Source organism: Streptomyces pyxinae, from assembly GCF_024756275.1.
Taxonomy (GTDB): domain Bacteria; phylum Actinomycetota; class Actinomycetes; order Streptomycetales; family Streptomycetaceae; genus Streptomyces; species Streptomyces pyxinae.
On sequence record NZ_JANUGQ010000009.1, the window covers coordinates 196,244 to 217,841 of the forward strand.

Annotated in this window: 22 protein-coding genes; 7 read left to right on the plus strand and 15 right to left on the minus strand. The window is 74.3% G+C overall.

The genetic code is table 11. From position 1 onward, the window contains the following. Window positions 1–86 precede the first annotated feature (86 nt). The 4 genes from cimA to NX801_RS13415 form a co-directional block, all read right to left on the minus strand. A complete protein-coding gene (gene cimA / locus NX801_RS13400) occupies window positions 87–1,712 on the minus strand; it encodes a citramalate synthase (protein ID WP_258787845.1) in 1,626 nt (541 codons plus the stop codon). Between the two features lie 570 nt (window positions 1,713–2,282). Further along, window positions 2,283–3,374 carry a branched-chain amino acid aminotransferase gene (locus NX801_RS13405; protein WP_258787846.1) on the minus strand — a complete coding sequence of 364 codons (1,092 nt, stop codon included), beginning with the start codon at window positions 3,372–3,374 and terminating at the stop codon, window positions 2,283–2,285. Between the two features lie 258 nt (window positions 3,375–3,632). Further along, complete coding sequence (locus tag NX801_RS13410) at window positions 3,633–4,688, minus strand: 3-isopropylmalate dehydrogenase (RefSeq protein ID WP_258787847.1); 1,056 nt, start codon at window positions 4,686–4,688, stop codon at window positions 3,633–3,635. A gap of 122 nt (window positions 4,689–4,810) precedes the next feature. Beyond that, the gene (locus NX801_RS13415) at window positions 4,811–4,945 is read right to left on the minus strand and encodes a hypothetical protein (protein ID WP_258787848.1); all 135 of its coding nucleotides are present in this window, start codon (window positions 4,943–4,945) and stop codon (window positions 4,811–4,813) included. Window positions 4,946–5,477: 532 nt separating this feature from the next. On the opposite strand from NX801_RS13415, the gene NX801_RS13420 reads away from it, so the two are divergent. Then, complete coding sequence (locus NX801_RS13420; RefSeq protein WP_258787849.1) at window positions 5,478–5,828, plus strand: PadR family transcriptional regulator; 351 nt, start codon at window positions 5,478–5,480, stop codon at window positions 5,826–5,828. Window positions 5,829–5,934: 106 nt separating this feature from the next. Further along, window positions 5,935–6,681, plus strand: a complete 747-nt coding sequence (locus NX801_RS13425) for a hypothetical protein (RefSeq protein ID WP_258787850.1) — start codon at window positions 5,935–5,937, stop codon at window positions 6,679–6,681. Between the two features lie 150 nt (window positions 6,682–6,831). Here the strand turns inward: NX801_RS13425 and NX801_RS13430 are convergent, their stop codons facing one another. After that, complete coding sequence (locus NX801_RS13430; RefSeq protein ID WP_258787851.1) at window positions 6,832–7,380, minus strand: GNAT family N-acetyltransferase; 549 nt, start codon at window positions 7,378–7,380, stop codon at window positions 6,832–6,834. A gap of 132 nt (window positions 7,381–7,512) precedes the next feature. Further along, window positions 7,513–7,887: a hypothetical protein gene (locus NX801_RS13435; protein WP_258787852.1), complete on the minus strand. Its 375-nt coding sequence runs from the start codon at window positions 7,885–7,887 to the stop codon at window positions 7,513–7,515. A 196-nt stretch (window positions 7,888–8,083) separates the two neighbouring features. Here NX801_RS13435 and NX801_RS13440 point away from each other — a divergent pair, with 196 nt between their 5' ends. After that, on the plus strand, window positions 8,084–8,899 hold the full coding sequence (locus NX801_RS13440; RefSeq protein WP_428986139.1) for a DUF1206 domain-containing protein: 816 nt from the start codon (window positions 8,084–8,086) through the stop codon (window positions 8,897–8,899). Between the two features lie 381 nt (window positions 8,900–9,280). Beyond that, entirely contained in the window at window positions 9,281–9,928 is a 648-nt protein-coding gene (locus NX801_RS13445) for a SigB/SigF/SigG family RNA polymerase sigma factor (RefSeq protein ID WP_258787855.1), read from the plus strand. Between the two features lie 134 nt (window positions 9,929–10,062). Here NX801_RS13445 and NX801_RS13450 read toward each other — a convergent pair whose 3' ends face one another. After that, window positions 10,063–10,434, minus strand: coding sequence for an STAS domain-containing protein (locus tag NX801_RS13450; protein ID WP_258787857.1), 372 nt, complete (start codon window positions 10,432–10,434; stop codon window positions 10,063–10,065). A 131-nt stretch (window positions 10,435–10,565) separates the two neighbouring features. Continuing rightward, entirely contained in the window at window positions 10,566–11,036 is a 471-nt protein-coding gene (locus NX801_RS13455; RefSeq protein ID WP_258787859.1) for a MarR family winged helix-turn-helix transcriptional regulator, read from the minus strand. Window positions 11,037–11,163: 127 nt separating this feature from the next. Here NX801_RS13455 and NX801_RS13460 point away from each other — a divergent pair, with 127 nt between their 5' ends. Next, window positions 11,164–12,339: a PP2C family protein-serine/threonine phosphatase gene (locus tag NX801_RS13460; protein ID WP_258787860.1), complete on the plus strand. Its 1,176-nt coding sequence runs from the start codon at window positions 11,164–11,166 to the stop codon at window positions 12,337–12,339. Between the two features lie 20 nt (window positions 12,340–12,359). On the opposite strand, the gene NX801_RS13465 is transcribed toward NX801_RS13460, so the two are convergent. The 3 genes from NX801_RS13465 to NX801_RS13475 form a co-directional block, all read right to left on the minus strand. Further along, window positions 12,360–12,818: an ATP-binding protein gene (locus NX801_RS13465; RefSeq protein WP_258787861.1), complete on the minus strand. Its 459-nt coding sequence runs from the start codon at window positions 12,816–12,818 to the stop codon at window positions 12,360–12,362. 408 nt (window positions 12,819–13,226) lie between these two features. Beyond that, complete coding sequence (gene pruA / locus NX801_RS13470) at window positions 13,227–14,858, minus strand: L-glutamate gamma-semialdehyde dehydrogenase (protein WP_258787862.1); 1,632 nt, start codon at window positions 14,856–14,858, stop codon at window positions 13,227–13,229. 48 nt (window positions 14,859–14,906) lie between these two features. Further along, window positions 14,907–15,833: a proline dehydrogenase family protein gene (locus NX801_RS13475; protein ID WP_258787863.1), complete on the minus strand. Its 927-nt coding sequence runs from the start codon at window positions 15,831–15,833 to the stop codon at window positions 14,907–14,909. A gap of 173 nt (window positions 15,834–16,006) precedes the next feature. On the opposite strand from NX801_RS13475, the gene NX801_RS13480 reads away from it, so the two are divergent. Beyond that, a complete protein-coding gene (locus tag NX801_RS13480; protein ID WP_258787864.1) occupies window positions 16,007–17,389 on the plus strand; it encodes a PucR family transcriptional regulator in 1,383 nt (460 codons plus the stop codon). Between the two features lie 36 nt (window positions 17,390–17,425). Here NX801_RS13480 and NX801_RS13485 read toward each other — a convergent pair whose 3' ends face one another. Next, window positions 17,426–18,331, minus strand: coding sequence for an NADP-dependent oxidoreductase (locus NX801_RS13485; protein ID WP_258787865.1), 906 nt, complete (start codon window positions 18,329–18,331; stop codon window positions 17,426–17,428). Window positions 18,332–18,418: 87 nt separating this feature from the next. Between NX801_RS13485 and NX801_RS13490 the strand changes: the two genes are divergently transcribed. Further along, a complete protein-coding gene (locus NX801_RS13490) occupies window positions 18,419–19,006 on the plus strand; it encodes a TetR/AcrR family transcriptional regulator (RefSeq protein WP_258787866.1) in 588 nt (195 codons plus the stop codon). Here the strand turns inward: NX801_RS13490 and NX801_RS13495 are convergent. From NX801_RS13495 to NX801_RS13505, 3 genes are read right to left on the minus strand one after another with little or no spacing between them, the layout of a single operon-like run. Next, complete coding sequence (locus tag NX801_RS13495) at window positions 18,981–20,201, minus strand: hypothetical protein (RefSeq protein WP_258787867.1); 1,221 nt, start codon at window positions 20,199–20,201, stop codon at window positions 18,981–18,983. The two genes, NX801_RS13490 and NX801_RS13495, sit on opposite strands and share 26 nt — an antisense overlap. Further along, window positions 20,198–20,683 carry a hypothetical protein gene (locus NX801_RS13500; protein ID WP_258787868.1) on the minus strand — a complete coding sequence of 162 codons (486 nt, stop codon included), beginning with the start codon at window positions 20,681–20,683 and terminating at the stop codon, window positions 20,198–20,200. Before NX801_RS13500 ends, NX801_RS13495 begins: the two co-directional genes overlap by 4 nt. Then, a complete protein-coding gene (locus tag NX801_RS13505; protein WP_258787870.1) occupies window positions 20,680–21,558 on the minus strand; it encodes a hypothetical protein in 879 nt (292 codons plus the stop codon). Before NX801_RS13505 ends, NX801_RS13500 begins: the two co-directional genes overlap by 4 nt. Window positions 21,559–21,598 lie beyond the last annotated feature (40 nt).

A 21,598-nucleotide genomic window follows, 5' to 3' on the forward strand; every position in this document is an offset into this window, starting at 1 on the left:
GGACCCCGGACCCGAGGGCCCCGGAGCCGGGGAGGACCGGAGCCGGGGAGGACCGGGGCCGGGAGGACCGGGGCCGCCCGGGGGCGTCACTCGGCGGGGGCGACCCCGGCGCGCAGCAGGCCGTAGGTGTACGCGTCCTCCAGCGCCTGCCAGGAGGCGGCGATGACGTTCTCGCCGACGCCTACCGTCGCCCACTCCCCCTCGCCGTCCCCGGTGGTGACGAGCACCCGGGTGGTCGACTCGGTGCCGTGCCTGCCCTCCAGGATGCGGACCTTGTAGTCCACCAGCTCCAGCTTGGCCAGCTGCGGGTAGATCCGCTCCAGGCCCGCCCGCATCGCCCGGTCCAGGGCGTTGACCGGGCCGTTTCCCTCGGCGGTGGTGACGATCCGCTCGCCCTTGGCCCAGAGTTTCACGGTGGCCTCGTTGGCGTGCGTGCCGTCCGGGCGGTCCTCGGTGATCGCCCGCCAGGACTCCGTACGGAAGTACTGGCGCGGGCCGCCCTCGGCCTCGGCGCGGAGCAGCAGCTCGAAGGAGGCGTCGGCCGCCTCGTAGGTGTAGCCGCGCAGCTCGCGTTCCTTGACCCGCTCCACCACCCGGCCGACCAGCTCCCGGTCGCCGCGCAGGTCCACCCCGAGCTCCCGCCCCTTCAGCTCGATCGACGCCCGGCCGGCCATGTCGGAGACCAGGGTGCGCATGGTGTTGCCGACCAGCTCGGGGTCGATGTGCTGGTACAGGTCCGGGTCCACCTTGATGGCCGAGGCGTGCAGCCCCGCCTTGTGCGCGAACGCGGAGACCCCCACGTACGGCTGGTGCGTGGACGGCGCCAGGTTGACCACCTCGGCGATGGCGTGCGAGATCCGGGTCATCTCGGCGAGCGCCCCGGCCGGAAGCACCCGCTTGCCGTACTTCAGCTCCAGCGCGGCGACGACCGGGAAGAGGTTGGCGTTGCCGACCCGCTCGCCGTAGCCGTTGGCGGTGCACTGGACATGGGTGGCGCCCGCGTCCACGGCGGCCAGGGTGTTGGCGACGGCGCAGCCGGTGTCGTCCTGGGCGTGGATGCCGAGCCGGGCGCCGGTCTCCGTGAGCACGCCGGCGACGACGGCCCCCACCTGCGCGGGCAGCATCCCGCCGTTGGTGTCGCAGAGGATCACCACCTCGGCCCCGGCCCCGTGGGCCGCGCGGACCACGGCCTCGGCGTAGGCCGGATTCGCCCGGTGGCCGTCGAAGAAGTGCTCGCAGTCGACGAAGACCCGGCGGCCCTGCTCGCGGAGGTACGAGACGGTGTCCGCGACCATCGCCAGGTTCTCGTCCAGGGTGGTCCGCAGCGCCAGTTCCACATGGCGGTCGTGCGCCTTGGCGACCAGGGTGATCACCGGGGCGCCGGAGTCGAGCAGCGCCTTGACCTGCGGGTCCGCCGCGGCGGTGGTCCCGGGCCTGCGGGTGGCGCCGAAGGCCACCAGCTGGGCGTTCCGGAAGCCGATCTCCTGGCGGGCCCGGGCGAAGAACTCGGTGTCGCGCGGGTTGGCGCCGGGCCAGCCGCCCTCGATGAAGCCCACGCCGAAGTCGTCCAGGTGCCGGGCGATGGTCAGCTTGTCCGCGACGGTGAGGTTGATCCCCTCGCGCTGGGCGCCGTCGCGCAGCGTGGTGTCGAAGACATGGAAGCCGTCGCCGGGGGCCGGGACGGCGGCGGGACTGTCGGTCTCCGTGGTCATGATGGTTGGCTCCTGTCGGATGGAGGGCTCCGGAACGACTGGCTCCACTGCCCACCGTCCCGCGCGCCGCCGTTCCCGGCCGGGGTGGGGGCCGGAAAACGAAAAGACCCCTCGCGGATGCGAGAGGTCTGCGCGCGGGTCTGGACACGGTGTCCACCGCCCGTGGAGGGTGCTGCCGCGGGGTCAGTGGTCACTGCGGACCGGCGCGCTGCTGCCGATAATCACCGGGTGAGCGAGCACACCGGCAGTCTGCCACAGGGCCCCGCGAACCCGGCATCCGGTCTCACCATGCGGGCGGCCGGTCCACAGGACGGATCATGAACCGCGCACGAAGGGGCCACGGGCGGGGTCACGGGCGTGCGCGCCGATGGTCCACCGGCCGGAACAGGAGCGGCGCGCGGACGGTCCACGAGCCGGATCCGGGCCCGGCGCGCGGACAGGCCCGGGGCTCGGAGCCCGGGGCTGACGGGCCCGGCCCGGGGACCTGGGACCGACGGCCTCGGGGCTGACGGGCCCGGCCCGGGGCCCGGGTGGTCGTGCGGAGACTGCCCGGGCCCGGCGGGGCGGGGCTCAGCCCAGGTGGTGGGTCCAGCCGTGGACGTCCTCGGCGGCGCCCGTCTGGATGTCCAGCAGCGCCTTGCGGAGCCTCAGCGTGACCTCGCCCGGCTTGCCGTCGGACTGGGTCCACTCGCCGTCGCGCGACTTCACCAGGCCGACCGGCGTGATCACCGCGGCCGTACCGCAGGCGAAGACCTCGGTGAGGGTGCCGTTCTCGCTGTCCCGACGCCAGTCGTCGATGGTGAGCCGGCCCTCCTCGGCGGTGTAGCCGAGGTCCTCGGCGAGCCTGAGCAGCGAGTCCCGGGTGATGCCGGCCAGCAGCGAGCCGGTCAGCTCGGGCGTGACGATGCGGTCCCCGTACACGAAGTACAGGTTCATGCCGCCGAGTTCCTCGACCCACTTGTGCTCGACCGCGTCCAAGTAGGCCACCTGGTCGCAGCCCTTCTCGGCGGCCTCGGCCTGGGCGAGCAGCGAGGCCGCGTAGTTGCCGCCGGTCTTGGCGAAGCCGATGCCACCGGGGACGGCGCGGACCCGGTCCTCGGAGAGCCAGATGGAGACCGGGCGCACCCCGCCGGGGAAGTAGGCGCCGGCCGGGGAGGCGATGACGATGAAGAGGTACTCGTTGGCCGGCTTGACGCCCAGGCCCACCTCGTTGGCGATCATGAACGGGCGCAGGTAGAGCGAGGACTCGCCGCCGTGTTCGGGCACCCAGTCGATGTCCTGGCGGACCAGCGCGTCACAGGCGGCGACGAACGTCTCCACCGGCAGTTCCGGCATGGCCAGCCGGCGCGCGGAGAGCTGGAACCGCTCGGCGTTGGACTCCGGCCGGAAGAGCGAGACCGTGCCGTCGGGGCGGCGGTACGCCTTCAGCCCCTCGAAGATCTCCTGCGCGTAGTGCAGGGTCATGTTGGCCGGGTCCATGGACAGCGGCGCGTACGGGGTGAGCTCGGCGTCGTGCCAGCCCCGGCCCTCGGTCCACTTGATGGTCACCATGTGGTCGGTGAAGTGGCGGCCGAACCCGGGGTTGGCCAGGATCGCCTCCCGCTCCGCGTCCGACAGCGGGGCGGAGGAGGGCTTGAGCTCGATCGTGGGCGTCGTCGTCATGAGTGCTGTGTCCTTCACCGTTGTGTGTGATGGACCGCGCGCACGCGACGGCTGCTGCCGGCACGTCCGGACGCACCGCTTGCCGCGGCCCCGCGTTCGATTATCGCCCGCGGGTCGGCGGCTGGATACGGCGGTGCGCTCGGACGGCGGCGTGCGGGCACGACGGCGTGGGTGCGGTCCGGGCTCCGATGGTGGCACCGGCGACCGCACAGGTGAAGCCGCCGGGTCCGGTGGCGGCCCGGCGGCTGAGCGAAACCCTCAGTCGGCGGGCCGGTTCGCTACGCGTACCGCGAGCGCGTCGCCGGTCTCCTCCGTGGTGCGCGGGGTACCGGCGTCCCGCTCCGCCAGGTCGGCGGCGACCGCCTCCTCCACCCGGACGGCCTCCGCCTCGTGGCCGAGGTGGCGCAGCAGCAGGGCGACCGAGAGGACGGTGGCGGTCGGGTCGGCCTTGCCCTGGCCCGCGATGTCGGGCGCGGAGCCGTGGACGGGCTCGAACATGGAGGGGAACGCGCCGGTGGGGTTGATGTTGCCGGAGGCGGCGAGGCCGATCCCGCCGGTCACGGCGGCGGCGAGATCGGTGAGGATGTCACCGAAGAGGTTGTCGGTGACGATGACGTCGAAGCGCTCCGGCCGGGTGACGAGGAAGATCGTCGCGGCGTCGACATGCAGATAGTCGGTGGTGACGTCCGGGTACTCGCGGCCGATCCGGTCGAAGGTCCTCGTCCACAGATGGCCGGCGTGGACCAGCACATTGTTCTTGTGCACCAGGGTCAGCTTCTTGCGGGGCCGGGCGCCGGCCCGCTCGTACGCGTCCCGGACGACGCGCTCGACGCCGTACGCCGTGTTGACGCTCACCTCGGTGGCGACCTCGGCGGGGGTACCGGTGCGCAGCGAGCCGCCGTTGCCGGTGTACGGACCCTCGGTGCCCTCGCGGACGACGACGAAGTCGATGGCGGGGCGCCCGGCCAGCGGGGTGGCCGTGTTCGGGAAGAGGGTCGAGGGGCGCAGATTGACGTAGTGGTCGAAGGCGAACCGCAGCTTGAGCAGCAGCCCGCGCTCCAGCTCCCCGGAGGGCACGGACGGGTCCCCGACGGCGCCGAGCAGGATGGCGTCGTGCGCCTTGAGGGACTCCAGCTCCGCGTCGGGGAGCGTCTCCCCGGTGCGGTGCCAGCGCCGGGCGCCGAGGTCGTACTCCTCGGTCTCCAGCTTCACGTCCGCCGGGAGGACGGCGCGCAGGACCTTGAGGCCCTGGGCCACGACCTCCGGGCCGATGCCGTCACCGGGAATCACTGCCAGATCGATGCTGCGAGACATGCCGGCACCCTACTCCTCGTCCCATTGGCTGACATGTCAGGTCCAGCATGCGGACGCCCGTACCGGCCGGCCGGGCTCCGGCGGGCGGCCCGGCGACCGGCGGGCGACGCGGGACGGCCGGCTCAGTGGCCGGTGGCGCCGCCGTTGTCGCGGCGGTCGAGGGCCCGCTGCAGCGCGGCGGCGGCGTTCTGGCGCTCGGCCTCCTCGCGGCGGGCGGAGTGGCGGATCCGGGTACGGCGGACGGTGTCAGCGGCCATGGTGATCGACTCCTCGACAGGGCGATGGTGGACGGACGGACAGACAGCGAGACGGCGGGTGAAGAGCGGATGCTCCGGCGCACCCCCACTCCGGGCCGGACGGACGCCGGACGGGCGCCGGACGGACGCAACGGCCGACCGCGACGGCCGCCGAAACGGCCGGACGCCCCGGCAGGGCGGCGGCACGGCGCGGACACCGCGGGGACGGACGCCGCGAGGACGGATGGCGCGGCACGGGAGCACGGCGAACCGGCACGGGGGACGCGACGGCACCCGGGGGCGCCGTACGGCGGGGTCCGTGGAGCACCGGCGGAGGCGGGGAGCGGCGCCGCAGGGGTTGCCTGCCGGGCGGTCGCGCTCCAGCCCACCGCCGCCCGATGGGGCGGACGGAAGGACCGGCTCCCTTTCCACGTTAAGGGAGGTCCGGGCATCTGTCGCCGCCATTACTCGGACTTCCTACTATCTGAGACGCCGGATAAGTCGTTCACCCAGCTAGGTTGCATAACTGACTAGCTGGTGATGTGATCTACCCATGGCCACAGACCGCAGAGCCAGCTGGCTCAAGGGCGTCCTCGACCTGCTTGTTCTCTCCTGCCTGCGGGACGGGGAGAGCTATGGCTACGAGATCTCCAAGGCCCTCGCCGCCGGCGGGGTGGGCGAGATCAAGGGCGGGACGCTCTACCCCGTGCTCAACCGGCTGGAGGAGGCGGGGCTGGTCACCGCCGAGTTCCGGGCCGCCGAACGCGGGCCCGGCCGGCGCTACTACCGGCTCACCGCCGAGGGCCGTACCCGGCTGACCGCCGGCAGCGCCGCCTGGCGGGACTTCCACACCGCCGTACGGGACCTGCTCCCGGACGAACCCGCCGCGCCCGGCACCGACTAGCACCGGGGCCGGCCCCGACCACGGCCCCAGCCGTCTCCGACCGGGGCCCAGCCGTCTTCGCACCGACCGTCCACCGCACCACGGACCGCACCACAGGGGGACCGACATGACGACCGACCACCACCACTACTTCCAGGAGCTGGCAGCCGCGCTGCGGGGGGCCGGCGTACCGGCCGACCGGGCCGACGCCACCGTGGCGGACCTGACCGGGCATCTCGCCGAGACCGGGGCCGACCCGCTGGCCGAGTTCGGGCCCGCCACCGAGTTCGCCGCCCGGCTGGCGGGCGGCGGCCCCGAAAACACCGGTCCCGACGAGCCCGACGAGCCCGGCGCGGCGGCCGAGAGCTGGCGGTGGACCTGCGACATCTACAACGACCGCCGGCTGCTGGGCATCTACGGCGACCAGGGGTGGGAGGTCGAACGGCTGGACACGCTGGGGCGGTTCGTCTGCCGCCGCTCCCCCGGCACCGCCCTGCGCTGGGAGTACCGGCGGGAGCCGATGACCCTGCTGAACCGCAGGGCGGTGATCGACCGGCTGGCCCCGGAGGGCTGGGAGCTGTGCGGGGAGTGGATCCTCTACGCGTACTTCAAGCGCCCGAGGGCCGCCGAGGCCGGTCCGGCCGCCGCGCTGACCGAGCTTCCGGCGCCACCGCCCCGCTCCCTCTTCCTGAGCCGGCACGGCAAGCTGGTGCTCGGCCTCTGCGCGTCCCTGGTGCTGCTCTCCCTCGTCCTGCTGGCCGTCTCCGGCAGCAGCGGCCCGTGGTGGGTGACGGCCGTGGCAGGCGCCTGCGGGGGCGTGGGGGCGCTGTACGGGGTGCGGCGGGACATCCTGAAGGGGGCGGAGAGCCGGTAGCGGCCGGACCCACCGGGCGGACGGGAACCCGGCGGACCGCCGGGCGACGGGAAGTCCCGGCGGCAGGCCCCGGCCCGTCGGCCGGTGGGCCGCCCCCGGCGGCCCGCACCGCTCACAGGACACCGCCTCCGCCTCACGGGACACCCCGCCTCAGAGGACGTCGCCGTCCCGCCAGTCGAAGAGCAGCGGCCCGTCGGCGGCGACGGGCAGCGGACGACCGCCCGCGGGACGGAGGAAGGTGGTGTCCTCCTCGTCCGGCAGATGCTCCACGCCGCCGGGGCCGTACGCCTCCACCCGGCCGTTCCAGAGCTGCCAGCCGCGCGCCCGGTAGAGCGCCGCGCCCTCGTCGGAGGCGGACAGGGCGCCGAACTCGTAGGCCCCGTCCACGACTTCCTCCAGGGCCGCCATGATCCGCCCGCCCAGTCCCTGGCGGCGGCGGTCGGCGCGGACGGCCACGGCCTCCACATAGCCCACCCGGTGGGCCCGGCCCCTGTGCACCACCCGGCGCATGACCACACTGCCGTGCGCGACGATGCCGCCCTGGCTGTCCACGGCGTACGCGTGGACGCCGCCCAGCCCGTGCTCCCAGTCCTCGTCGCCGAAGTCACCGTCGAAGGCACGGGTCAGCATGGCGCGGACGGCGTCCAGCGTGCCGGGGTCCAGCTCGAAGGTGTGGGCGGTGCGCAGGGTGTCGGTCATCCCGCCACTCTGTCAGCCGGCGCGCCCGCCCGGCACCTGCTTTCCGGCGCCTCCGGCCCGGCGGGGCGGGATCCGGAGGGCCCGCGCCACCGGACGGCCGGCGGACACGGAGGCCCGCGAAGCCGGAGGGCCTCAGAGGCGTCCGCCGGTGAGGCGGGAGAGCGGTCCGCGCTGCCGCAGTCCGGAGCGGCGGCCGAGCGCGTACGAGGAGGCCACCACGGTGGCGACCCCGGCGCTCGCGCCGGCGGCTATCGCCTTGCGCGCCTTCACCAGCGTCCAGGCGGTGCCCACCTTGCCGACCGTGGCACCGGCGGCCGTGCCGACCGCCGTCTGGACCGTACGCGCCGCCGACTTGGCCTTCTCGCTGGTCGCTCCGGAGAGTCCGGCGAGGGCCTCCTTGCCGCCCCGCACGGTGCGCGAGGTTCCGTTGGCCGTGCTCTTGGCGGCTTCCTGGGCGCGTTCCTTGGTGCTCGTCGAGCTCTGGGTCGTCTTCTTCGTCTCAGCCATGCACCCCGGATAACCGTCCGTAGCGCCTTCAAACTGACCCTCGCTCACGGTGGCGGGCCCGACGCCCGGTTGCCGCCACGTTCCTCTCCCGCCTCTCGCGTCCCGGGCTGCTCGCCGCGGCGGAGCCCCGGCCCGGGGGCCGGTTTCCGCGCCGGGCCGCCGGGCACCCGGCTGCCGGAGGTGTGCCGTCATGGTGATGCACAGCAGCAAGGCCGTCCTGGGGCAGCTCAACAGCAGGCGCGGCGAACAGGCCCTGGAGGTGGCGGGCCGCTGGGGCTTCGCCGCCCGGGGTGTCATCTATGTACTGGTCGGTGTGCTGGCACTGCGCATCGCCCTCGGCGGGGGCGGCGGGGAGCAGGCCGACAAGGGCGGCGCGCTCGCCGAGATCGCGAGCAAGCCCTTCGGGGCGGCGCTGCTCTGGGTGGTGGGCATCGGGCTGGTGGGAATGGCCCTCTGGCAGCTCTCCGAGGCGGTGTGGGGCACCAAGACGACCAAGCGGCTGCTGTCGGTCGGGCGGGCCGTCTTCTACGGGGTCGTCTCCTGGTCCGTGCTCACCTTCGCCGCCGGTGACCACAGCCAGGGCGGTGGCTCCAGCGACCAGCAGTCCCAGGACGTGACCGCCAAGGCGCTCGATCTGCCCGCGGGGCAGTGGCTGGTGGCGGCGGTCGGCGTGGGCATCGCGGTGACCGGTGTGGTCGGAGCCGTACGGGCCGGGATGCGGAAGTACCACAAGCACCTCAAGCTCGGCGAGATGTCCGCCACCTCGCGCAGGGCCGTCGATGTGACCGGGGTGTCCGGCGGGATCGCGCGCGGGCTGGTCTTCCTGGTGGCCGGCGGCTTCGCGGTCGCCGCGGCCGTGCAGTACGACCCGGACAAGGCCAAGGGCATGGACGACACCCTGCGCGCCTTCGCCGGGACGCCGGCCGGGCCCTGGCTGATGGCCGCGATAGCCCTGGGGCTGGCCATGTTCGGCGTCTTCTGCTTCGCGATGGCCCGCTGGCGCCGGGTCTGAACCGGTCCGGACCGGCGTCCCGGAAGGCGCCGGGGCGGCTCGGGGCGGCCCTGGGCCGGGCCACTCGTTCAGGGGACATGGCGTATGACTCACCGTGGGTGAGGGTACGTGTGCGCCGCGATGACGACTCATGCCCTCACTCACTTCCGCACGCCCCGGGCCGTCCCGGGCCCGTCCGCTCCCCCGGCCTCCGGTGAGAGACCCCCCGTCCCCCGGCAGAAGACCCGGGCGGATTCCCCGGGCCGCCGGCGTCCCGTCCGAAAGCCCCTCCGACACACGGCAGTTGACCCGCTCCCTCTTCCAGCGGCTGGCCGGCCTGGAAGAGGGCACCCCGGAGCACGAGTACGTCCGCGATGTGCTGGTCGAGCTGAATCTGACGCTGTGCGCCACGTCGCCCGGCGGACGCGCCCCCTCGGGGGCGACCAGGAGGACATCGTCCAGGTCGGCACCATCGGGCTGATCAAGGCGATCGACCGCTTCCAGCTCGGCCGCGAGGTCGAGTTCGCCACCTTCGCCGTGCCCTGCGTCGTCGGGGAGATCAAACGCTTCTTCCGCGACGCCGCCTGGGGCGTCCATGTCCCGCGCCAGCTGCGCGAACTGCGCGCCGGCCTGCGGGCGGTCACCGAGGAGCCGACCGGCCGGCTCGGCCGGGAACCCGGTGTCCGGGAGCTGGCCGGGGCCACCGGCCACAGCGAGGAGACGGTCGCCGAGGCGCGGCCGGCGGGCAACGCCTACCGGGTCGGCTCGATCGACGGTCTGCTCCATGAGGGCCGGGGCGGCGGGACCACCCTCGCGGACTTCCCGGGCGCCGAGGATCCGCGGATCGACATGCTGGAGTACGTACGCAGTCTGGCGCCGCTGATGGCCCGGCTGGACGAGCGCCAGCGGCGCGTCCTGCGGATGCGGTTCGGTGACGAGATGACCCAGGCCCAGATCGGCGCGGCGCTCGGCATCTCCCAGATGCATGTCTCCCGGCTGCTCACGCGGAGTCTGCGCCAGTTGCGCGCCGGGATGACCGGCACGGGCTGAGCCGGTCGCCGTCAGGACCGGCGGTCACCCGTCCGAACCGGTCGTCCGTGTGGACCGGCGTCCCGTGCGAGCTCGTCGTCCGTGCGGACCGGTGTCTCGTCCGGGCCGGTCGCCCGGGGCGGGCGTGCCGCCGGTCAGCCGCCCGCGACCGGCGGGACGGCCACCCCGGTCGCTTCCGCCACGCTGGCGTGGATCGGGAGGACGTCCTCCAGGCCGGTCAGCGAGAAGAGCCGCAGCACGAACCGCGAGGGCGCGGCGATCCGCAGCCGGTCGCCCAGTTCGGCATAGGTCTGGAGCAGCACGTTCAGCATGGTCGAGTCGGCGAACCGCAGCTCCGACAGGTCCAGCACCAGCGGCTCCCCCGCCGGCACCGCCTTTTCCAGCAGCGCCCTCAACGGCGCCACATTGTCCAGGTCCGCCTCCCCGGCCAGCCGTACGACATGGGCGCCGGGCTGCTGGTCCTCGGTGATCCGAAGGGAGTGATCGGGGTCGTGGGGAGAGTGCACGCCCTCACGATAAAGCTGATAGTTGCCGTTTGACAACATTCTCCCTGTAGCAACAGTCTGTCCCCAGCAGGATCGCGGAAGGAGCGCTCCTCAGGCGGACGAGCGAGGGGGGAAGTGGACCCGGAATGGTGCTAGGCGCTGTCTGCTACGGAGTGACCACCGGCGCCCGGTCTGTCCTCCGCGTCCTCCAGGTCCTCGACGGCGTCCCGGAAGGCGATCAGCCCCTCCGCCAGCGCGTGCACCGCGGCCGGTTTCATCCGGGCCAGCACGGCCGCCACCTCCCGGGCGCGCGCCTCCCGCAGCTCCCGCAGCACGGTGTGGCCCCGCCGGCTCAGCCGCAGCTCCACCTCGCGCCGACTGGTCGGACTCGGCGCCCGGGTGACCAGGCCCATCGCCTCCAGCCGGTCGCACAGCCGGCTCACCGAGGAGTTGCGCGAGCGCAGCACGTCGCTCAGAGTTCTGAGATTCGTACCGTCGTGCCGCTCCAGCACGAGCAGGGCCCGTAGTTGTGAGGGCGACACCGGCCCGGAGGGCACGGCCTCCTGTCCGCGCCCCAGCAACACCTCCAGAAGTTCCGCGACCGCGCACACGTCTTCAGCCATCTGCTCGGGATGGCGCGGAGTACTGGGGAAGCGGGGCACCAATCCACTGTGTCACTCGGCGGCCCCGTTTGTCAGCCCGAGTGTTCCCGACGCCGCTCAGAGGAAGGCCCGAACGAGGGTGACCGACATGTTGGAGTTCGAGAGGTCCCTGCGCGCGGCCCCGCCGCACGCGCTGCTCGACGTGGTCCGGGACCGGCTCGTGGCGGCCTACGGCGCCCGGGGGGTGGATCTGCTCCTGGCCGACTACGGCCTCACCGTCCTGCAGTCGGTCCAGATCTCCGGCGAACCCGCCCGGGCCGTGTCGCTGTTCGACAGCGCGGAGGGCCGGGTCTTCGGCAGCCAGGAGGGACAGCTCCAGGCCACCCGCGACGGCCTCGCCGTCGACCACCATCTGCCGGTCACGGTGCGCGGCGAGCGGCTGGGCGTCCTCACCGTGCAGCTGCCGGCCGGCGGGGCGGCCGACGAGCCGATCCCGGCACTGAAGCACGTGGCGGAGGTGCTCGGGCACGAGATCCTGGTGGCCGAGCGGGACACCGACCTGTACCAGCGGGCCCGGCGGGTCGCCCGGCTCACCCTCGCCGCCGAGATGCAGTGGCAGCTGCTGCCGGGGCGGGCCTGCGCCCAGGCAGGGTTCGAACTCGGGGCCCAGCTCCAGCCCGCGTACACGGTGCACGGCGACCACTTCGACTGGGCGGTGGACGCCACCTCGCTGACCGTCACGGTCACCAACGGGATGCACGAGGGCATCGAGGCGTCCATGCTCACCGGCCTCGCGGTCAACGCCCTGCGCAACGCCCGCCGGGCCGGCACCGGAATCGCGGACCAGGCCGCCCTGGCCGATCAGGCGCTGTACGCGCAGCACCGGGGCGCGCTCTACCTCTCCACCCTGCTGCTCCGGTTCGACCTGGAGCAGGGCACCGCGACGGCGGTGGACGCGGGCTCCCCGCAGCTCTGGCGGCGGCGCGGCCGGAGCGTCGAACGGGTGCGGCTGGAGCCCCAGCTTCCGCTGGGCATGTTCGAGGAGTCCGACTACCGGGTACAGCCGGTGGACCTCCGCCCGGGCGACCGGGTGCTGGTGGTCAGCGACGGGGTGTACGAGGCGGTCTCCCCGATCGGGGAGGTGTACGGCGAACGGGCCCTGGCCCGCGCCATCCAGTCGACCAGCCTGCTGCCCGCCGCCTCGGTACCGGGCGCGCTGCTGCGCGAACTGGCCGCCCACCGGGACTCCGAGAGCCCGGAGGACGACTCGGTGGTGTTCTGCCTCGACTGGCACGAGCGGGCGGAGGTCGCCGCGGCGGTCTGAGGCGAGGGGACCCGCAGGGCTCAGTCCGGGTCGCCCAGCGCGAACGCCGCACGCACCCGCTTGCCCACCGGGACGTGCTCGACGGTGAGCCGGTCGCAGAGCGCGTGCACGATCTCCATGCCGTGGCCGCCCACCCGGCCGGGATCCCGGTCGAACCGGTACGGCAGGGCGCAGCTGCTGTCGTACACGGTGACGGTGAGCCATGACGCCTCGCCTTCGAGTTCCAGCAGATACGGCCCGAAACTGTGGCGGTCGGCGTTGGTGACCAGTTCGCTCACGACGAGACGGACATCCTCCGCGCGGCGCCCCGACAGGGGGGCGAGCCACTCGGCGGCGAGCTGCTGGAGGAACGAGTCCGCCAGCGCCCTCGCGTCGGCGATGCACCCGGGCTCCCCGGTGTACTCGGCGGCACGGCGCAGCGGCTGGACGGGCGCCAGGTGCCCGAGGGCGCGCGGGTCGGTGGTCATGTCGGTGTTCATCTGCGTGCGTGTGCTCCTGCCTCGGAGGCGGCGCGGGTGCCGGACCGGCAGAGCCGCGCGTACCCCGCTTCCCACCGGCCATGCCTACCGGCTGAAAAGATTCCCGGACCCGGGATTTTTCGTCCCTTTTGCGGCAGTTGACGCCGATCCTCGGTCGGCCGGGACGCGCCCGGACCGGTCCGGAAAGCGGCCCCCGTGACGACACCGGACAGCGGCCCGTGACTCCCCCGCTCCCCCGGCGGGCGGAGCGCCAGGCGGCCCCGGGGTACGGCCGCGCCAAGGAACCGGCGGACATGAGAACCGCCCCCGACCGGCACGCGGAGGTGCCGGAGGGGGGCGGTGTCCTGGACCGGCGCCGGAGGCGGTGCCGGGGCCCGGCCGCCCGGGCGGGGCGGCCGGAGGGGGGCGTCAGCCCATGTGCGGGTAGGTGTACTCGGTCGGCGAGACCAGCGACTCCTTGATGGCGCGGGTCAGCGTCCAGCGCATCAGGTTCTGCGGGGCGCCGGCCTTGTCGTTGGTGCCGGAGGCCCGGCCGCCGCCGAAGGGCTGCTGGCCGACGACGGCGCCGGTCGACTTGTCGTTGATGTAGAAGTTGCCCGCGGCGTACCGCAGCTTCTCCATCGTGTGAGCGGCGGCGGCGCGGTCGCCGGCGATCACCGAGCCGGTCAGGGCGTAGGCCGAGACCGACTCCATCTGCTCCAGCATCTCGTCGTACGTGTCGTCCTCGTAGACGTGGACGGCGAGGATCGGGCCGAAGTACTCGGTGGTGAACACCTCGTTGGCGGCGTCGGCGCACTCGATGACGGTCGGGCGGACGAAGTAGCCGACCGAGTCGTCGTAGGTGCCGCCGGCCACGACGGTGCAGGAGGCGTCCGCCTTGGCACGGTCGATGGCGGCCTTGTTCTTGGCGAAGGCCCGCTCGTCGATGACGGCGCCGATGAAGTTGGTGAGGTCGGTGACATCACCCATCTTGATGCCGTCGACCTCGGCCGCGAACTCCTCCTTGAAGCCGGAGTTCCAGATCGAGGCCGGGATGTACGCGCGCGAGCTGGCCGAGCACTTCTGGCCCTGGAACTCGAAGGAGCCGCGGGTCAGCGCGGTCTTCAGCACCGCGCGGTCGGCGCTCGGGTGCGCCACCACGAAGTCCTTGCCGCCGGTCTCGCCGACGATCCGCGGGTAGGAGCGGTAGTTCTCGATGTTGTTGCCGACCGTCTTCCAGAGGTGCTGGAAGGTCTTGGTGGAGCCGGTGAAGTGGATGCCGGCCAGGTCGGGGTGGTTCAGCGCCACGTCGGAGACGGCGATGCCGTCACCGGTGACCAGGTTGATGACGCCCTTGGGCAGCCCGGCCTCCTCCAGCAGCTCCATGAGCAGCACGGCGGCGTGGGTCTGGGTCGGGGACGGCTTCCAGACCACCACGTTGCCCATCAGGGCCGGGGCGGTGGGCAGGTTGCCCGCGATAGCGGTGAAGTTGAAGGGCGTGATCGCGTAGACGAAGCCCTCCAGCGGCCGGTGGTCCAGCCGGTTCCAGACGCCCGGGGCGTTGGCCGGGGGCTGCTCGGCCAGCAGGTCACGGGCGTACTTGACGTTGAAGCGCCAGAAGTCGACGAGCTCGCAGGGGGTGTCGATCTCGGCCTGCTGGGCGGTCTTGGACTGGCCCAGCATGGTGGAGGCGGCCAGCGTCTCGCGCCAGGGGCCGGCCAGCAGCTCGGCGGCGCGCAGGATGATCGCGGCGCGGTCGTCGAAGGACATGGCGCGCCAGGCCGGGGCGGCGGCCAGGGCCGCGTCGACGGCGTCCTGGGCGTCCTGCTCGGTGGCGCCGGCGAAGGTGCCGATGACCTTGGCGTGGTTGTGCGGCTGGACGACGTCGACGCGCTCGCCGCCGCCCATGCGCTTGACGCCGCCGATGGTCATCGGCAGATCGATCGGGTTCTCGCCCAGCTCCTTGAGCTTGGCCTCCAGGCGGGCACGCTCGGGCGAACCGGGGGCGTAGCCGTGCACCGGCTCGTTGACGGGGGCGGGGACCTGGGTCACAGCGTCCATGGGTTCCGTAACTCCTTCGGTGTGCGGGGTGAGGGGGTCGGCCCCGGGTCAGTTCTTGGTGATCATCGAGCGGACGAAGAACAGCAGGTTGGCCGGCTTCTCCGCGAGACGGCGCATGAAGTAGCCGTACCAGTCCGTGCCGTACGCGGTGTAGACCCGCATCCGGTGTCCCTCGGCGGCCAGCCGGAGGTGCTCCTCGCTCCGGATGCCGTACAGCATCTGGAACTCGTACTCGTCCGGCTTGCGGCCGGCCCGGCGGGCCAGCTCCTGGGTGATGGCGATGAGCCGGGGGTCGTGGGACCCGATCATCGGGTAGCCCTCGCCGGCCAGGAGGATCTTCAGGATGCGGACGTACGCCTTGTCGATCTCCGCCTTGTCCTGGATGGCGACGGAGGCGGGCTCCTTGTACGCCCCCTTCACGATACGCACCCGGCTGCCGTCGGCGGCGAGCCGGCGGGCGTCGTCCTCGGTGCGGTACAGGTACGCCTGGATCACACAGCCGGTCCCGGGGAAGTCCTTCCGGAGCTCCTCGTGGATGGCGAACATCGAGTCCAGGGTGGTGTGGTCCTCGGCGTCCAGGGTGACGGTGGTGCCGATCGCGGCGGCGGCCTCGACCACCGGGCGGACATTGGCGAGGGCCAGCTCGTGGCCGCCCTCCAGCGCCTGGCCGAACATCGAGAGCTTGACGGACATCTCGGCCCGCTCGCCCAGCTCCAGCGCCTTGAGCCGGTCGATCAGCTCCAGGTAGGCGTCCCGCGCGGCGTACGCCTGCTCCGGGGTGGTGATGTCCTCGCCGACGACGTCCAGGGTGACTTCCAGGCCCTTGGCGGCGGCGTCCCGGACGATCGGGACCACCTGGTCGACCGTCTCGCCGGCGATGAAGCGGTCCACGACCTGCTTGGTGCCCGGCGCGGCGGAGACGAAGCGGCGCATCTGGTCACTGCGCGACGCGGCGAGGATCACGGGTCCCAGCACGGGGGCACCTCCAGGAACAGGGGAGAAGGACGGCCGGAACCGAACGGGTCGGGGACGGCACGGAGAACCACCGTGAAACATAAGGATGGCAGCGATCTCCGGCCATCGACAGCTGTCACGCATCCGCCGCCCGGGCCTCAGACAATTGTCTGAAAGGGTGCGAGAATGCCGGGATGAAGGGCGATTACCAGGACCTGGTGGACGAGATCTCGGCGCTGCTGGGCGCCCCGGCGACGCTGGAGAACCGGGATTTCGAGCTGATCGCCTTCGGGGCCCACGACAGCGACAGCGCCTTCGACGCCTCCACGCTGGATCCGGTCAGGACCCGCTCGATCCTGACCCGCCGGTCCACCCCGGCGGTGCGGTCCTGGTTCGAGGCGTACGGCATCACCCGTGCCACCGGCCCCGTGCGCATCCCGGCGGCCCCGGACGCCGGGGTGCTGCGTGGCCGGATCTGTCTTCCGGTACGCCACCGGGGCGTGGTGCTCGGCTATGTCTGGCTGCTCGACACCGAGCCGGGCCCCTGCCCCGAGCGGCTGACGGCCGCCATGGAGGTGGCGACCCGGATCGGCGGGCTGCTGGCGGACGAGGAGCGGGCGGGCGCGGATCTCTCCCGGGAGCTGCGGGCGGTGCTGGTGGCCGAGGGAGGCCGCCGCCACGACCAGGCGGTCGACGCCCTCCGCACCGCGCTGGGCCCGGACGCCGAGGGCCCGCACGCCCTGGTGTGCGTCGCGCCCTGGCCGGGCGGCGCCGGCCCCTCGGCCCGTACGGTCCCGGGGGCGGCGGCGCTCTGCACGGTGCCCCGGCCGGACGGCGGTCAGGTGCTGGCCGCGCTGGTCCGGCTGCGCGCCCCCGACGCCCTCGCCCCCGCCCTCACGGCCGCCGCCCGGCTCCGGGACGCGGCGGCCTCGGGGGGCCGGGGGGCTTCCGGGAGCCGAACGGGTTCCGGTGCCGGGGCTTCCGGGGCTTCCGGGGCTCCTTCCGGGAGCCGGGCGGCTTCCGGCATCGGGGCTTCCGGGGCTTCGACCGGTACGGCCTCCGGTGCCGGGCCGGTCGCCCCGGGAGCCGGGCCGGCCTCGGGGGGCCGAGGGGCTTCCGGGTCCGGGCCGGGGGGCTCCGGGTCGGGGCCGGGGGGCTCCGGGCCCGGGCCGGTCGCCGGGGTGGCCGAGCCGCGCAGGGGGCTGGCGGAGCTGGCCGGGGCGTGGCGGGAGGCACTGGCCGCGACCCGGGCGGCGCGGGCCCAGCCCCGGCTGGGCCCGGTCGCCCACTGGTCGGCCATCGGCCCGTACCGGCTGCTCACCGCCCTGCCGCCGCTCCCGTCGCACGACCCGGCGGTGGCCGCCCTGCTGGCCCCGGCCCACACCGAGCTGGCCCGCACGGCGGAGGCGTTCCTGGACGCGGCGGGTCAGGCCGGCCGTACCGCCGCCGCCCTGGGCATCCACCGCCAGACGCTCTACTACCGGCTCTCCCGGGTCGAGCGGCTCACCGGGCTGGACCTGGACGAGGGCGAGGACCGGCTGCTCCTCCACATGGCCCTCAAGGCGGCCCGGCTCTGAGGGAACGCGGGGCCGGCGCGGCCGTACCGGTGGTGATCAGTCGGCGCGGACGACGACCACCCGGCGTCCGCGCGTATGACCGGCCTGGCTGTCGGCCTGCGCCGCCGCGGCCTCCGCGAGCGGGTACGCCTTCTCGACCGGGATGTGGAGCTTCCCCCGCGCGATGAGGCCGGCGGCCTCCGCGAGCGCGGCCGGCACGTCGCCGGTCACACCGGCGAACCGGACCCCGAACTCCGGCGCGCCGAGATCCGCGATGCTGATCACCTTCTCCGGATCCCCGGTCAGCTCGACCAGTTCGCGGATCACCCCCGAGCCGGCCAGGTCCAGGGCCGCGTCGACCCGGCCGAGCCGCCGTACCCGCTCGACCCAGCCCTCGCCGTAGGTCGCGGCGAGGGCGCCCAGGTCGCGCAGATACTCCTGGTTGGCGGCCCCGGCCGTGCCGATCACCGTGATGCCGCGGTCGCGGGCGATCTGCAGCACCGCCGATCCGACTCCCCCGGACGCGCCGCTGACCAGCAGCGTCTGCCCGGGCCGCACACCGACCTCGCGGAGGATCCGCAGCGCGGTCTCCACGACGGAGGGGTACCCGGCCGCCTCCTCGAACGTCAGCCCCTCGGGCATCCGGGTCCAGGCCGACAGCACCGCGAACTCGGCATAGGTGGCCGAGCCCCTGCCGAACACCCGGTCGCCCGTCTCGACCCCTTCGACGCCCTCCCCGACCTCGTCCACCACACCGGCGGCGTCCTGGCCGGTTCCGGCGGGCAACCGCTGGAGGGGGTGGGCCTTCAGGACCTGGCCCTCCCGGACCCGCCAGTCGGCGGGGTTCACCCCCGCCGCCCGCACCGCGACACGTATCTGACCGGGGCCCGCGTGGGGCTCCTCGACGTCCTCGACATACAGGACGTCCGGACCGCCGAACTCGGCGAAGCTCATTCTCCTCATGCGGTCGACCGTAGCACTAACGGTTAGCCTTTCGGAACCGTTAGCTTTTCGAGACGGTTATGACTTCGTATTTGGTAGCGTGACCCCATGACCGTGGAGCCCGGACGCCGTGAGCGCAAGAAGGCCGCGACCCGCCAGAAGATCGCCGGCACCGCGCTGCGGCTCTTCCTGGAGCGCGGGTACGACGCGGTGGGCATCCGGGAGGTGGCCGCCGAGGCCGATGTGGCCGTCACCACGCTCTTCGCCCACTTCGCATCGAAAGAGGCCCTGGTGTTCGAGCAGGACGCGGAGTTCGAGCAGCGCCTCGTCCGGGCGGCCACCGGCCGGGCACCGGACGAGCCGCTCGTCCCCGCCCTCCGCCACGAGATCCGGGCCCTGGTGCGCCACTGCACGGCGGAGAGCGCCGCCCCGGTCTGGCAGCTGATCGACACGACACCCGCCCTGCGGCAGTACGAGGAGTCGATGCGGCTGCGTCACGCGGAGTCGCTGGCGGCGGCCATCGCCGCCGATCCCGGGCAGGGAAGGACGACGACGGCCTGCCGGACGATCGCGCGGTTCGCGATCGACGCCTTCGCGCTGGCCCGGGAGGCCGCCGATCCGGAGGCGGCGGTGGACGAGGTCTTCCGGATGATCGAGGCGGCCTGGGAGGTCAGCGGCCCGTCCCGGCCCGCGTGAGGAACCGGCGCAGCTCGCGGACGAGCGGATGCGCCGGGCCGGGAGCGGCGGTGAGGGCGGCCAGCACCTCCTGGAGCAGCTCCCCGGCGGTGACCGGGTCCAGGGTGCCGGCGACCCGGTGGAGCTGACCGGCCAGCGAGAGCGAGGGCCGCGCCTCGGCGAGCGGGTCGTCGGCGGTGACCACCAGCAGCGCGGCGCCGCCCAGGATCGCCCGCCACGCCTCCCGGGCGTTGGCCTCCAGGCCGAGGCGCCGGTACATCGCCAGCAGCCGTACCCACTCCACCAGCACCTGCGGGTGGCCGTCCCGCCAGGCCTTGACGGCCGCCACCACCAGGTGCTGCTGGCGGGCGAGCGCCTCCCGGCGGGCGCCGGAGCGCCAGAGCCGGTGGGTGGCGGCCGACTCCGCGAGGACGTCCTGCCGCCGGGAGCGGGGCGCGGCCACCCCGGTGAGCAGCAGCAGTACGGCACCCGCCGCCACCAGGTACAGCCCGGCGCCCGGAGCCAGCCGGAGCAGCCGCCCGTCGGGCGCCGGGACGGTGCCGAGGTCCAGCAGGTCGGTGAGCGCCCAGCCGGTGGCCAGCACCCCGGCGCCGCGCAGGGCCGAGCGCTGCCAGGTACGGGCCCGCCCCAGCAGGTACAGGGCACCGGGCCCGGCCGCGAGCACCGCCAGCAGCAGGGTGACCAGCCCGTCGCCGCCGACCGTCCCGAGCCGGGAGCCCAGGGTGGCGACGCCGGTGGCGGTCCGGCCGTACCCGTGGGCCACGGCTGCCGCGTCCGCCCCGGCGAGCTGCGGCAGCAGGGAGCCGGCCGCCAGCAGGGCGCAGCCGAGCAGCGCGAGCGCCCCGGCCCACCGGTCCCGGCCGGACCTGACCAGCCGGTCCGCGAGCCGCCGGGGGGCGGAGCGCCGGACGGTACCCGGGGGAGCCGGCTCGGACTCGGACGCGCCGGACGGGTACCCGGGCGCGCCGGACGGGTACGCGAGGGCGCCGGATGCCGGGCCGCCCGGGGCCCCGGGGGCGCCGGACGGACGGGCGGGGCCTCCAGTCGGGTACGCGGGCGCGACCGGCGCCGGGCCGGCGGGCGGCCGGGGTGCCGGGACACCGTCCGCCCGGCCGCCCGCCGGTCCCGTGCCGGGAGGTTCCGGTGGGCCGGCCGGGGTCCCCGGGCCCGGGCGGGGCGGCTCCGGGGCGGTCATGAGGCGGTCCGCAGCACGAACGCGGTGGCCGAGTCCACCGCCAGCCAGAAGACCACCACCAGGGTCAGCAGCGCCAGCGCCGTACCCCAGCGGTGCGCCCGGTACCAGCCCGCGCGCCGGAACCGGCCGGCCGTCAGCAGGACCGCGCCGGGCACCAGCACCAGTAGGGTGGCGCCCGAGACCAGGACCCGGAGCACGCTGTCGCCCCGGGCCGGCAGCAGCGCGGCGCCGACCGCCTGCCCGGTGAGCCCGTCGAAACCGCGCACCGCCGCGTAGGTGACCGCCGCCAGGCCCGCCACCGAGACCGTGACCAGGCCGGCCAGGATCAGGTACTCCCGCGCGCCCGGCGCCCCGTCGCCCCCGCCGCCGTCCCCCCGGTCGCCGTCGCCCCCGGGCGCACCGGGCGCGTTGCCGTCCGGCGCGTACCCCGGCTCCCCGGGATGTGGCGCCCCCGCGCCTCCCACCGGATACTCGCCGCTCATCCCCGTCCTCCCTCCACGCCGTACGGGCCCACGGCCCCGGCGTACGTCCGCCGCCCGGCCCGGGTGCGCCAGGCCCGGACGCCGGCCACCGCCGCGGCCACCGGGAACAGCGCCAGACCGGACCTGGCCGTCACCCACTCCACGAGCCCGAGCGGTCCCGGCCCGGAGGCCAGGTCGTCCGTCGCCGGCTGGGCTCCGAAGGCGAGCGTGCCGTGCCGCTCCGGAGCGCCGGCCGCCCCGAGGAGGGTGATCCGGTACCGGCCGGGGCCGAACGAGCCCAGCGTCAACTGGTGCCCGGTGTACGGCCGCCCGGCCCGGCGGACCGGATACGGCGGGTCCTCCACCGGGGCGCCGAACAGCCCGGCGGCGCCCGGGGTCACCGGCTCGGTCCTGGCCACCGGACCGGTCCGGGCGGGCGGGGTGTACGGGCGGTCCGCCGGGACCTCCACCCAGAGGCCGTACCAGCCGTCGCGATCGACCGTCACCTCGAAGGTGGTGACCCCGGCGGCGACCCGCTGGTAACGCTCGGCGGAGTCGTCGTTCACCCGCTGGCCGAGGTGGACGGCGGTCAGCAGCAACAGCGCGCCGCACCCGGCCAGCAGTTCCGGCAGCGGCCGCCGCCGGGACGGGCCGAGTTTCAGAAAGGCGTGCTCACGGGCCTCGTCCGCGTACCGCCGGAACGGCTTCGCGACCCGCCGGCGCAGCCACCACTCCGCCGCCCGCTCCCCCGCCCGCCGGGCCCACCCGGCGCGAGGGCCCGAGCCCCTGCCCGGCCCGGCTCCGTCCGGCCCTGTCCTGCCCGGCCCGGCTCCGTCCGGCCCTGTCCTGCCCGGCCCGGCTCCGTCCGGCCCCGCCGGCTCCCGGCGGCCGTTCATGGCGTCGTCCCGGTACGCATCCGTCGCCTCCCCCGGTGCG

Coding starts and splice junctions, on each gene's coding strand:
- cimA (WP_258787845.1), bottom strand. CDS start 1,712: ATGACCACGGAGACCGACAGTCCCGCCGCCGTCCCGGCCCCCGGCGAC.
- NX801_RS13405 (WP_258787846.1), bottom strand. CDS start 3,374: ATGACGACGACGCCCACGATCGAGCTCAAGCCCTCCTCCGCCCCGCTG.
- NX801_RS13410 (WP_258787847.1), bottom strand. CDS start 4,688: ATGTCTCGCAGCATCGATCTGGCAGTGATTCCCGGTGACGGCATCGGC.
- NX801_RS13415 (WP_258787848.1), bottom strand. CDS start 4,945: ATGGCCGCTGACACCGTCCGCCGTACCCGGATCCGCCACTCCGCCCGC.
- NX801_RS13420 (WP_258787849.1), top strand. CDS start 5,478: ATGGCCACAGACCGCAGAGCCAGCTGGCTCAAGGGCGTCCTCGACCTG.
- NX801_RS13425 (WP_258787850.1), top strand. CDS start 5,935: ATGACGACCGACCACCACCACTACTTCCAGGAGCTGGCAGCCGCGCTG.
- NX801_RS13430 (WP_258787851.1), bottom strand. CDS start 7,380: ATGACCGACACCCTGCGCACCGCCCACACCTTCGAGCTGGACCCCGGC.
- NX801_RS13435 (WP_258787852.1), bottom strand. CDS start 7,887: ATGGCTGAGACGAAGAAGACGACCCAGAGCTCGACGAGCACCAAGGAA.
- NX801_RS13440 (WP_428986139.1), top strand. CDS start 8,084: ATGCACAGCAGCAAGGCCGTCCTGGGGCAGCTCAACAGCAGGCGCGGC.
- NX801_RS13455 (WP_258787859.1), bottom strand. CDS start 11,036: ATGGCTGAAGACGTGTGCGCGGTCGCGGAACTTCTGGAGGTGTTGCTG.
- NX801_RS13460 (WP_258787860.1), top strand. CDS start 11,164: ATGTTGGAGTTCGAGAGGTCCCTGCGCGCGGCCCCGCCGCACGCGCTG.
- NX801_RS13465 (WP_258787861.1), bottom strand. CDS start 12,818: ATGAACACCGACATGACCACCGACCCGCGCGCCCTCGGGCACCTGGCG.
- pruA (WP_258787862.1), bottom strand. CDS start 14,858: ATGGACGCTGTGACCCAGGTCCCCGCCCCCGTCAACGAGCCGGTGCAC.
- NX801_RS13480 (WP_258787864.1), top strand. CDS start 16,007: ATGAAGGGCGATTACCAGGACCTGGTGGACGAGATCTCGGCGCTGCTG.
- NX801_RS13485 (WP_258787865.1), bottom strand. CDS start 18,331: ATGAGGAGAATGAGCTTCGCCGAGTTCGGCGGTCCGGACGTCCTGTAT.
- NX801_RS13490 (WP_258787866.1), top strand. CDS start 18,419: ATGACCGTGGAGCCCGGACGCCGTGAGCGCAAGAAGGCCGCGACCCGC.
- NX801_RS13495 (WP_258787867.1), bottom strand. CDS start 20,201: ATGACCGCCCCGGAGCCGCCCCGCCCGGGCCCGGGGACCCCGGCCGGC.
- NX801_RS13500 (WP_258787868.1), bottom strand. CDS start 20,683: ATGAGCGGCGAGTATCCGGTGGGAGGCGCGGGGGCGCCACATCCCGGG.
- NX801_RS13505 (WP_258787870.1), bottom strand. CDS start 21,558: ATGAACGGCCGCCGGGAGCCGGCGGGGCCGGACGGAGCCGGGCCGGGC.